The sequence below is a fragment of the Pseudomonas sp. 34 E 7 genome (assembly GCF_900005715.1).
GTDB classification, from domain to species: domain Bacteria; phylum Pseudomonadota; class Gammaproteobacteria; order Pseudomonadales; family Pseudomonadaceae; genus Aquipseudomonas; species Aquipseudomonas orientalis_A.
Genome location: NZ_CVTX01000147.1, coordinates 22,065 through 30,773, shown reverse-complemented (window position 1 = coordinate 30,773; position 8,709 = coordinate 22,065). Strand labels below are relative to the sequence as shown.

Sequence of the window (8,709 nt, the reverse complement as noted above, 5' to 3'; positions counted from 1 at the left end):
CCTGCGTTCGGCCAGCGTGGTTTAACGGGGCGCCTAGGATCAAAAGCAGATCAAGATCAAGAGCGACTCGCTTCGCATCGTGGTTACGGTTGGGTGCTACGCAGGTGTGTAGATACGTATGGCCATCGGGGGCAAGCCCCCTCCCACATTAGATCTCCATGGTCAGGGAAACTTAGCCCCCAACAAAAAGCCCGGCTGATCATCGATCAGCCGGGCTTTTTAATTGCTTGAATGAATTACTTCTTCAAACCGTAATGCTCATCCAGCATGCCGGGGGCGTTCGGCGTTTTTGGCGCGTAGTCCCGCGGCGGTTCCTGGTTTTCCCGGGGCGGGGTCAGGCGTTCCCGTGGGGTTTGCGGTGCATCGGAATGCAGCGCGGCCAGCAGGCGCTGGCGGGTGATGTCGTCGAGGGCCAGGCGGTTTGCGCCATCGGCGAGATGATCCTGTACTTCCTGGTAGCTCTGGGTGAGCTTCTTGACCAGGGTCGCGGTGCTGTTGAAGTGGGTAACAACCTCGTTCTGATAACTGTCAAAACGTTCCTGAATGTCATCCAACTGACGTTGCGTGCGGTTAGGCGCGGCATTCGGCAGCAGGCGAGCAACCAGGAATCCAATGGCGACACCGGCAACCAGGGCAAGAGTCGGCAACAACCAAACTAAGAGCGAGTGTTCCACGAGTCCTTCCTCTATAAACGGCTTTGCTTTACGTTAACGGCTCAAACCTGCGCTGTATACCGCGATTAAGCTCGCAATGATGCCATGCACAGACTTTTAGCTAGACGAGTCGACCCCTTGAGAGGTCACGGAGTTCATCCTTGCTCATGCGTGAAACCCCCGTTTTGATCGATGGCCCGGTGGGTCAACTGGAAGCCCTGTATCTGGATCACCCCGAACCACGTGGCCTGGCGCTGATCTGCCACCCCAACCCGGTGCAGGGCGGGACCATGCTCAATAAAGTGGTGTCGACCCTGCAGCGCACCGCGCGCGATGCCGGTTTGATTACGTTGCGTTTCAATTATCGTGGTGTCGGCGCCAGCGCCGGTTCCCACGATATGGCCAGCGGTGAAGTCGACGATGCCGAAGCGGCCGCCACCTGGTTGCGCGAAAAACACCCGCAGTTGCCGCTGACCCTGCTGGGGTTTTCCTTTGGTGGGTATGTGGCCGCAAGCCTCGGCGGCCGCCTGGAAGCCAAGGGCGAAAAGCTTGCGCACCTGTTCATGGTCGCCGCCGCCGTGATGCGTCTGCGCGACACCGATGTGCTGCCGCAGGGTTGCCCGTTGACCCTGATCCAGCCGGAAACCGACGAAGTGGTCGACCCGCAAGTTGTCTACGACTGGTCCGCCGCCTTGAATCGCCCCCATACGCTGCTGAAAGTGGCAGAATGCGGACACTTTTTTCATGGCAAGCTGACCGATCTCAAGGATCTGGTGCTGCCACGCCTTTCGAATTGACGACAAGCGATCACCCATGACGACCCGTACCCGCATCCTCACCGGCATCACCACCACCGGCACGCCGCACCTGGGCAACTACGCCGGTGCGATCCGCCCGGCGATCCTTGCCAGCGAAGACGCCAATGCCGATTCCTTCTACTTCCTGGCCGACTACCACGCCCTGATCAAGTGCGATGACCCGCAGCGCATCCAGCGCTCGCGCATGGAAATCGCCGCGACTTGGCTGGCCGGTGGCCTGGATGTGAACCGAGTGACGTTCTACCGCCAGTCCGACATCCCCGAGATCCCCGAGCTGACCTGGCTGCTGACCTGTGTGGCCGCCAAAGGCCTGCTCAACCGCGCCCACGCCTACAAGGCGTCGGTGGACAAAAACGTGGAGAGCGGCGAAGACCCGGACGCGGGCATCAGCATGGGCCTGTACAGCTACCCGGTATTGATGGCGGCGGACATCCTGATGTTCAACGCGCACAAGGTGCCGGTCGGCCGCGACCAGATCCAGCACGTGGAAATGGCCCGTGATATCGGCCAGCGTTTCAACCACCTGTTCGGCAACGGTAAAGAATTCTTCACCATGCCTGAAGCGTTGATCGAAGAAAGCGTCGCCACCTTGCCGGGCCTGGACGGGCGCAAGATGTCCAAGAGTTATGACAACACCATCCCGTTGTTCACCAGCGCCAAGGACATGAAGGAGTCGATCTCGCGGATCGTCACCGATTCGCGTGCGCCAGGCGAAGCCAAGGACCCGGACAACTCGCACCTGTTCACCCTGTACCAGGCATTCGCGACCAAGGCACAGGAAGAAGAATTCCGTGGCGAACTGCTGCAAGGCCTGGGCTGGGGCGAGGCGAAGAACCGTCTGTTCCAACTGCTCGACGGGCAACTCGGTGAAGCGCGCGAGCGTTATCACCAACTGATGTCGCGCCCGTCCGACATGGAAGACCTGCTGCTGGTCGGCGCGAAAAAAGCCCGTGCCGTGGCGGCGCCGTTCCTGGCTGAGCTGCGCGAAGCGGTGGGCCTGCGCTCGTTCGTCAACCAGGCTGCGGCGCCGGTCGTCACCAAGAAGAAAGCAGCGAAGGCTGCGCGCTTCGTGAGCTTTCGTGAGGACGACGGCAGCTTCCGCTTCCGCCTGCTGGCGGCCGATGGCGAGCAACTGCTGCTGTCGCGCCACTTCGCCGACGGCAAAGCGGCAGGCGCGGTGACCAGGCAATTGCAGAGCGGTGATTTGGACATACGCACCGAGGCCCGGCGCTTCAGCGTATGGCTGGACGACGCCGCTGTGGCCGACAGCGCCGAGTTCGCCGACGAAGCCTCTCGCGATGCCGCCATCGCTGCGTTGCGCGTCGCGTTGGCACCTTCCGAGGATTAACCCGACCAAGGGTTGATTGCCATTATCCAGGGCCGTCGTTACAGTGACGGCCCGTTTTTGTTGCCTTGCTAACGAAATTATGACGCCCCTAGAACGATATCAAGCTGATCTGAAACGCCCTGACTTCTTCCATGACGCGGCCCAGGAAAATGCGGTGCGTCATTTGCAGCGCCTGTATGAAGACCTGGTCGCGGCCTCGCAAACCAAGCCGGGGATGTTCAGCAAGCTGTTTGGCAAAAAAGACCACACGCCGGTCAAGGGCCTGTACTTCTGGGGTGGCGTCGGCCGGGGCAAGACTTACCTGGTGGACACTTTCTTCGAAGCGCTGCCGTTCAAGGAAAAGGTGCGTACCCACTTCCACCGCTTCATGAAGCGTGTGCACGAAGAAATGAAGACCCTGCCGGGGGAAAAGAACCCGCTGACGATCATTGCCAAGCGTTTCTCCGACGAAGCGCGGGTGATCTGCTTCGATGAGTTCTTCGTCTCCGACATCACCGACGCCATGATCCTCGGCACCTTGATGGAAGAGCTGTTCAAGAACGGCGTGACCCTGGTCGCCACCTCGAACATCGTGCCCGATGGCCTCTACAAGGACGGCCTGCAGCGCGCGCGCTTCCTGCCGGCCATTGCGTTGATCAAGCAGAACACCGATATCGTCAATGTCGACAGCGGCGTCGACTATCGTTTGCGTCACCTCGAGCAAGCGGAGCTGTTCCACTTTCCGCTCAACGAGGCGGCCCACGAAAGCCTGAAGAAAAGCTTCCGCGCGTTGACGCCGGAATGCACCCAGGCGGTGGAAAACGACAAGTTGATGATCGAGAACCGCGAAATCATCGCCTTGCGTACCTGCGATGACGTGGCCTGGTTCGAATTCCGTCAACTGTGCGACGGCCCGCGTAGCCAGAACGACTACATCGAACTGGGCAAGATCTTCCATGCGGTGATCTTGAGCGGTGTAGAGCAGATGGGCGTGACCACCGACGACATTGCGCGGCGCTTTATCAACATGGTCGACGAGTTCTACGACCGTAACGTCAAGCTGATCATCTCGGCGGAAGTCGAACTCAAGGACCTGTATACCGGCGGGCGCTTGAACTTCGAATTCCAGCGCACCTTGAGCCGTTTGCTGGAAATGCAGTCCCACGAATTCCTGTCGCGCGGACACAAACCCTAAGATCAATGCAAATCAAACTGTGGGAGGGGGCTTGCCCCCGATAGCGGTGGATCAGTCAACTCATGCAGTGACTGACACCCTGCTATCGGGGGCAAGCCCCCTCCCACATTGGTTTTGTGTATATCCAGTTACGCGGCCTGCTGGAATTGCTGGCGGTATTGATTCGGCGACAACTCCGTGTGCTGCCTGAACAACCGCGCAAAGAAGCTCGCATCGTCGTAACCCACCTCATAGCTGATGGTCTTGATGCTCTTGCGGCTGCCCGACAGCAGGCCCTTGGCGGTCTCGATGCGCAAGCGTTGCAGATAATGCAGCGGCTTGTCGCCGGTGGCGGCCTGGAAGCGGCGCATGAAGTTGCGGATGCTCATGCCGTGCTCCCTGGCGACGTCTTCGAAGCGGAACTTGTCGGCAAAGTGTTCTTCCAGCCAATGCTGGATCTGCAGGATGATCACATCCTGGTGCAGCTTCTGCCCGCCGAAACCGATCCGCCCCGGCGAATAGCTGCGTTGCACCTCATACAGAATGTCGCGGGCCACGGCCTGGGCGATGTTGGCCCCGCAGAAGCGTTCGATCAGATAAATGTAGAGGTCGCAGGCTGAGGTAGTGCCGCCGGCGCAGTACAGGTTGTCGGCGTCGGTCAGGTGCTTGTCCTGGTTGAGCTGCACCTGGGGGAAGCGTTCGCTGAATACAGTGAAGAAGCGCCAGTAAGTGGTCGCTTCCTTGCCATCGAGCAGGCCGGCTTCGGCCAGCCAGAATACCCCGGTGGCTTCGCCGCACAGCACGGCGCCGCGGGCGTGTTGTTCGCGCAGCCACGGCAGCACCTGGGGGTAGCGGGTGCACATGGCGTCGAAGTCGTCCCAGAAGGCCGGCAGCACGATGATGTCGGCATCTTCCAGGCCGCCGTCCACCGGCATGATCACATCGCTGAAACTGCGCACCGATTGCCCGTCGGGGCTGACCAGGCGCGTTTCAAAGGCAGGGGTCAGGCCCAGGCCTTGTTGCTTGCCATAACGCAGGCTGGCGAGGTGGAAAAAATCCTTGGCTTGCATGAGGGTGGAAGCGAATACCCGATCAATGGCCAGAATGCTGACGCGCCGCAGGGGCGTGGAGATTTGGTTAGACATAATTTCATTTATTCTTATAGGGGAAAGTGGTCACCAGACGGCTGGATCGTCTTATTTTTTGTCGCATGTGTCCAGTGTCCCGTGACGCATTCGCGGCATAGGCTCTGTGGGATCATTTTTGTCCGACAATCCACGCAGGTGCCCCATGATTGCCAGAACCTTGTTCAGCCCGGAGCACGAACTCTTTCGCGACAGCGTGGGCACCTTTCTTGAAAAGGAGGCGGCGCCCTTCCATGGGCAATGGGAGAAACAGGGTCATATCGACCGCAGCCTGTGGAACAAGGCGGGGGAGGCGGGAATGTTGTGTTCGCACGTGCCGGAAGAATACGGCGGGCTGGGCGCGGACTTTCTCTACAGCGCGGTGGTGATCGAAGAGATCAGTCGCCTGGGCTTGACCGGCATTGGTTTTTCACTGCATTCGGACATTGTCGCGCCGTACATCCTCCACTACGGCAGCGAAACGCTGAAACACAAATACTTGCCCAAGTTGGTTTCGGGCGAGAAGGTCACGGCCATTGCCATGACCGAGCCGGGGGCCGGCTCCGACCTGCAAGGGGTGAAGACCACGGCAGTGGCGGACGGTGATGAATATGTGATCAACGGCTCCAAGACCTTTATCACCAACGGCTATCTGGCCGACCTGGTGATCGTGGTCGCCAAGACCGATCCCAAGGCCGGCGCGAAGGGCACCAGCCTGTTCCTGGTGGAAGCCGATACACCGGGCTTCGCCAAGGGCAAGCGCCTGGAGAAGGTCGGCATGAAGGCCCAGGACACCTCGGAGTTGTTCTTCCAGGATGTGCGTGTGCCCAAGGAAAACCTGCTGGGCCAGTCCGGAATGGGCTTTGCGTACCTGATGCAGGAACTGCCCCAGGAGCGGCTGACCGTGGCGATTGGCGCGCTGTCTTCAGCGGAGGCGGCGCTGCAGTGGACGTTGGATTACACCCGCGAGCGCAAGGCGTTCGGCAAGGCGATTGCCGACTTTCAGAACACCCGGTTCAAGCTGGCGGAGATGGCCACCGAGATTCAAGTCGGCCGCGTGTTCGTGGATAAATGCCTGGCACTGCACCTTGAAGGAAAGCTGGATGTGCCCACTGCGGCAATGGCCAAGTATTGGGCCACGGACCTGCAATGCAAGGTGCTCGATGAGTGCGTGCAACTGCACGGCGGCTACGGCTTCATGTGGGAATACCCGATTGCGCGGGCGTGGGCGGATGCGCGCGTGCAGCGCATTTATGCGGGGACCAATGAGATCATGAAGGAGATTATTGCGCGGGCGCTTTGATTGTGTGGTGTGGCTGATGGCCTCATCGGGGGCAAGCCCCCTCCCACATTTTGATCTGTGAACAGGGTCAGGTGGGGTGCAAGCTCCCTCCCACACATTTTGATCTGTGAACAGGGTCAAGTGTGGGAGGGGGCTTGCCCCCGATGGCGGCCTGAAGGTCAATCAGGGCGCCGGATTCGGATGATCCTTCTGAATCGCCTCAATCCCTTCCAGCACTTCCTTGGACAGTTTCAGCTCGGCACTGGCAATGTTGCTGTCCAGCTGCTCCAGGCTCGTGGCGCCGATGATATTGCTGGTCACAAACGGCTGTTGCGTCACAAACGCCAGCGCCATCTGCGCCGGGTCCAGGCCATGTTCCCGCGCCAATGCCACATAACGGCTGCACGCCGCTTCCGACTGCGGATTGAAGTAGCGACTGAAGCGGCTGTACTGCGTCAGACGCGCCTTGGCCGGGCGCGCGCCGCCCTCGTACTTGCCGCTGAGCATGCCGAACGCCAGGGGCGAGTAGGCCAGCAAGCCGCATTGTTCGCGAATCGCGATTTCCGCCAGGCCCACTTCAAAGCTGCGGTTGAGCAGGTTGTAGGGGTTCTGGATCGACACCGCGCGGCTCCAGCCACGGGCTTGGGCCAGGGCCAGGAATTTCATGGTGCCCCACGGCGTTTCGTTGGACAGGCCGATGTGGCGGATCTTGCCGGCCTTGACCTGCTCATCCAGCGCTTCGAGGGTTTCCTCCAGCGGGGTGAGGTCGTCTTCGTCCTTGTGCTTGTAGCTCAATTGGCCGAAGAAGTTGGTGCTGCGCTCCGGCCAGTGCAGTTGGTAGAGGTCGATCCAGTCGGTCTGCAAGCGTTTGAGGCTGGCGTCGAGCGCCTCGGCAATGTGCTTGCGGTTATGGCGCAGATGACCGTCGCGGATGTAATCGATGGTGTTGCCGGGGCCGGCGATCTTGCTGGCGAGGATCCAGTCGGCGCGGTCGCCACGGCTTTTGAAGTAATTGCCGATATAACGCTCGGTCGTGGCATAGGTATCGGCTTTGGGCGGTACCGGGTACATTTCCGCCGTATCGAGGAAGTTGATTCCGGCCGCCTTGGCCCGTTCGATCTGGGCGAAGGCCTCTGCCTCGCTGTTCTGCTCACCCCAGGTCATGGTGCCCAGGGCGATCGCGCTTACGTTCAGATCGGTCTGGCCCAGCTGTCGATAATCCATCGGGTACTCCTTCAGGGGAAAACAATCATAAAAGCAGGTTGAATTTTTTTTCGCAATCTGCATAATTGCCCACCTCTTTCTGCAGTGGAAGTGATGCGCCGCCTGCCGAAGAATCTTGCCGTTGAACGGACGCGCTGACCCGAGCCCCCGATAGCGTCTGTATCCGGCTGCCTTTGACCTTGTCAAAGTACGCACTATTCAGTAAGATCCGCCGTCTAATTTACAGGGCGGCCCCTGAGGCTATTAAAGAATGACAACTTTTACTGCAAAACCGGAAACAGTTCAGCGCGACTGGTTTGTCGTCGACGCCGCTGGTCAGACCCTGGGTCGTCTGGCCACTGAAGTCGCCAGCCGTCTGCGTGGCAAGCACAAGCCTGAATACACCCCGCACGTTGATACCGGTGACTACATTGTCATCATCAACGCTGAGCAGGTACGTGTTACCGGCAACAAAGCGCAAGACAAAATGTACTACCGTCACTCCGGTTTCCCAGGCGGTATCAAGTCTTCCAACTTTGAAGGCCTGATCTCCAAGAAGCCTGAAGCCCCGATCGAAATCGCGGTCAAAGGCATGCTGCCTAAGGGCCCACTGGGTCGCGATATGTTTCGCAAGCTGAAAGTCTATGCGGGCGCTGTACACCCTCATGCTGCTCAGCAGCCCCAAGAACTGAAGTTTTAACGGAATAGTTCATTATGTCGGCGACTCAAAATTACGGCACTGGCCGTCGCAAAACCGCAACCGCACGCGTTTTCCTGCGTCCGGGCACTGGTAACATCTCGATCAACAACCGCTCCCTGGACAACTTCTTCGGCCGCGAAACTGCCCGCATGGTAGTTCGTCAGCCGCTGGAATTGACCGAGACCGTTGAAAAGTTCGACATCTACGTCACCGTTATCGGTGGCGGTGTAAGTGGTCAAGCTGGCGCAATCCGCCACGGTATCACTCGCGCTCTGATGCAGTACGACGAAACCCTGCGTGGCGCTCTGCGCAAAGCTGGCTTCGTAACTCGCGATGCTCGTGAAGTTGAACGTAAGAAAGTCGGTCTGCGTAAAGCGCGTAAGCGTCCGCAGTACTCGAAGCGTTAATTCGCTTTACGTTCCACAAAA

The 8,709-nt window shown here is 59.3% G+C and carries 9 protein-coding genes; 6 read left to right on the top strand and 3 right to left on the bottom strand.

Annotated features, from left to right (window positions below):
- Window positions 1-236: 236 nt before the first annotated feature.
- The gene (locus BFP96_RS15985; protein ID WP_003171734.1) at window positions 237-674 is read right to left on the bottom strand and encodes a YhcB family protein; all 438 of its coding nucleotides are present in this window, start codon (window positions 672-674) and stop codon (window positions 237-239) included.
- A 146-nt stretch (window positions 675-820) separates the two neighbouring features.
- Between BFP96_RS15985 and BFP96_RS15980 the strand changes: the two genes are divergently transcribed.
- From BFP96_RS15980 to zapE, 3 genes are all read left to right on the top strand, one after another.
- Window positions 821-1,450, top strand: coding sequence for an alpha/beta hydrolase (locus BFP96_RS15980; RefSeq protein WP_065883666.1), 630 nt, complete (start codon window positions 821-823; stop codon window positions 1,448-1,450).
- A gap of 16 nt (window positions 1,451-1,466) precedes the next feature.
- Entirely contained in the window at window positions 1,467-2,819 is a 1,353-nt protein-coding gene (locus BFP96_RS15975; protein ID WP_065936570.1) for a tryptophan--tRNA ligase, read from the top strand.
- 79 nt (window positions 2,820-2,898) lie between these two features.
- Window positions 2,899-3,993, top strand: a complete 1,095-nt coding sequence (zapE, locus tag BFP96_RS15970) for a cell division protein ZapE (protein ID WP_057724535.1) — start codon at window positions 2,899-2,901, stop codon at window positions 3,991-3,993.
- Window positions 3,994-4,121: 128 nt separating this feature from the next.
- On the opposite strand, the gene BFP96_RS15965 is transcribed toward zapE, so the two are convergent.
- The gene (locus tag BFP96_RS15965; RefSeq protein WP_170827557.1) at window positions 4,122-5,042 is read right to left on the bottom strand and encodes a GlxA family transcriptional regulator; all 921 of its coding nucleotides are present in this window, start codon (window positions 5,040-5,042) and stop codon (window positions 4,122-4,124) included.
- A gap of 220 nt (window positions 5,043-5,262) precedes the next feature.
- Between BFP96_RS15965 and BFP96_RS15960 the strand changes: the two genes are divergently transcribed.
- A complete protein-coding gene (locus tag BFP96_RS15960; RefSeq protein ID WP_065936569.1) occupies window positions 5,263-6,399 on the top strand; it encodes an acyl-CoA dehydrogenase family protein in 1,137 nt (378 codons plus the stop codon).
- Between the two features lie 162 nt (window positions 6,400-6,561).
- Here BFP96_RS15960 and BFP96_RS15955 read toward each other — a convergent pair whose 3' ends face one another.
- Window positions 6,562-7,602: an NADP(H)-dependent aldo-keto reductase gene (locus BFP96_RS15955; protein ID WP_065936568.1), complete on the bottom strand. Its 1,041-nt coding sequence runs from the start codon at window positions 7,600-7,602 to the stop codon at window positions 6,562-6,564.
- A 250-nt stretch (window positions 7,603-7,852) separates the two neighbouring features.
- Here BFP96_RS15955 and rplM point away from each other — a divergent pair, with 250 nt between their 5' ends.
- A complete protein-coding gene (gene rplM / locus BFP96_RS15950; RefSeq protein WP_003171742.1) occupies window positions 7,853-8,281 on the top strand; it encodes a 50S ribosomal protein L13 in 429 nt (142 codons plus the stop codon).
- Between the two features lie 14 nt (window positions 8,282-8,295).
- A complete protein-coding gene (gene rpsI / locus BFP96_RS15945) occupies window positions 8,296-8,688 on the top strand; it encodes a 30S ribosomal protein S9 (protein ID WP_002555064.1) in 393 nt (130 codons plus the stop codon).
- The last annotated feature ends 21 nt before the right edge of the window (window positions 8,689-8,709 follow it).

What these genes read in the sequence shown, in the direction of transcription:
- BFP96_RS15980 (WP_065883666.1), top strand. Translation starts at nt 821, where the DNA reads ATGCGTGAAACCCCCGTTTTGATCGATGGCCCGGTGGGTCAACTGGAA.
- BFP96_RS15975 (WP_065936570.1), top strand. Translation starts at nt 1,467, where the DNA reads ATGACGACCCGTACCCGCATCCTCACCGGCATCACCACCACCGGCACG.
- zapE (WP_057724535.1), top strand. Translation starts at nt 2,899, where the DNA reads ATGACGCCCCTAGAACGATATCAAGCTGATCTGAAACGCCCTGACTTC.
- BFP96_RS15965 (WP_170827557.1), bottom strand. Translation starts at nt 5,042, where the DNA reads ATGCAAGCCAAGGATTTTTTCCACCTCGCCAGCCTGCGTTATGGCAAG.
- BFP96_RS15960 (WP_065936569.1), top strand. Translation starts at nt 5,263, where the DNA reads ATGATTGCCAGAACCTTGTTCAGCCCGGAGCACGAACTCTTTCGCGAC.
- BFP96_RS15955 (WP_065936568.1), bottom strand. Translation starts at nt 7,602, where the DNA reads ATGGATTATCGACAGCTGGGCCAGACCGATCTGAACGTAAGCGCGATC.
- rplM (WP_003171742.1), top strand. Translation starts at nt 7,853, where the DNA reads ATGACAACTTTTACTGCAAAACCGGAAACAGTTCAGCGCGACTGGTTT.
- rpsI (WP_002555064.1), top strand. Translation starts at nt 8,296, where the DNA reads ATGTCGGCGACTCAAAATTACGGCACTGGCCGTCGCAAAACCGCAACC.